At 61.2% G+C, this 1,238-nt stretch carries 2 protein-coding genes; both read left to right on the top strand.

The features are described 5' to 3' along the window. Nucleotides 1-569 (top strand): methyl-accepting chemotaxis protein (locus ACP7BV_RS27040; protein WP_426107987.1); only part of this gene is annotated, 569 nt, incomplete at its 5' end. Between the two features lie 66 nt (nucleotides 570-635). Further along, complete coding sequence (locus ACP7BV_RS27035) at nucleotides 636-965, top strand: energy transducer TonB (protein WP_426107986.1); 330 nt, start codon at nucleotides 636-638, stop codon at nucleotides 963-965. Nucleotides 966-1,238: the final 273 nt, after the last annotated feature.

Here is a 1,238-nt window from a genome sequence, read left to right as displayed (position 1 = left end):
TTGCGGTCGTGGCAGCTGAAGTACGCAACCTGGCCCAGCGCAGCGCCGCCGCAGCCAAGGAAATCAAGACCCTGATCGGCGACTCCGTTGAAAAGGTCGAGCGCGGCAGCAAGCTCGTGGGCCAGGCCGGCGTGACGATGGACGAAGTGGTCGCCAGCGTCAAGCGCGTGACCGACATCATGAGCGAGATTTCAAATGCCAGCCAGGAGCAAAGCGCCGGCATCGAACAAGTCAATTTGTCGATCATCGAGATGGACAGCATGACCCAGCAAAACGCGGCGCTGGTCGAGCAGGCTGCGGCTGCGGCCCAAAGCCTGCAAGACCAGGCGGGCGAACTGGCCCATGTGGTGAGCGTGTTCAAACTGGTCGAGGGCGAAGTGGCGCAGGTAGCCGCGCGCTCGGCGATGGAACAGGCGCCGGCGGCGTCGGCACCGCCCCCGCGTAAGGCGCCGGTGCGCGCAGTCAAGCCGGCGCTCAAGCGTCCGGCACCGGCCGCGCCGGCAGTGAGCGCAGCCAAGCCGAAAAAAATCGTCAATGCCAGCAGCAACGACGAGTGGGAAGAATTCTGATTGGTTTTTAGGTAGTCTGTCGTAGCGGAAGTGAAGGGGATCGAGATGTGTGCTTACAAACGTTCTATGCATGTACTTGGCGCGCTGACGCTGACGCTGGCGGCAGGTGCGGCCATGGCGGCGGAGGTGGCCGCCACTTTTGATCCGAGCAAGTGCAAGGCCGAGTATCCCAAGGCCTCGCTGATGAACGAGGAGCAGGGCACGGTCACGATGTCGTTCCTGGTCAGCCCGGACGGCTCGGTGGTGGAATCGAAGCTGGAAAAAACCAGCGGCTTCAAAAACCTGGACAAGGCCGCCATCAAGTCGATCTCGGCCTGCAAGTTCAAGCCGGGCACCAAGGATGGCGCTCCGGCGCAGACCTGGGCCAAGGTGGATTACGCGTGGAAGCTGGACTGAGCTGGTTCGGCCAGGTCGCTGCCTCGCCCCAGCCAGCGCTATTCATTGGCCCAGTAGCATAAACAAACATCGTCCTCGCGAAGGCGGGGACCCATAGAACGGTTGAGCTGAGCAACAAAAAGGGGCTAGTTCACATTCGCGAGGACGATGTGTTTTGGGTTTGCGTGGTTTGAAACGCGGCGATTCCTGCGTAGCCAATTGTTCGCGTGATGTCTTCGACTGCCCCGTGCGCGAGTAGCTCGTAACGACCGGTTTTTACTTATTGCCGCACCG

Origin of the sequence: Massilia sp. TSP1-1-2 (genome assembly GCF_049896185.1) — a bacterium.
In the GTDB taxonomy this organism is placed as follows: domain Bacteria; phylum Pseudomonadota; class Gammaproteobacteria; order Burkholderiales; family Burkholderiaceae_D; genus Telluria_A.
The sequence above is the reverse complement of the archived record's forward strand: the minus strand, read 5'-3'. Positions and strand labels throughout refer to the sequence as shown.

Coding starts and splice junctions, on each gene's coding strand:
- ACP7BV_RS27035 (WP_426107986.1), top strand. CDS start 636: ATGCATGTACTTGGCGCGCTGACGCTGACGCTGGCGGCAGGTGCGGCC.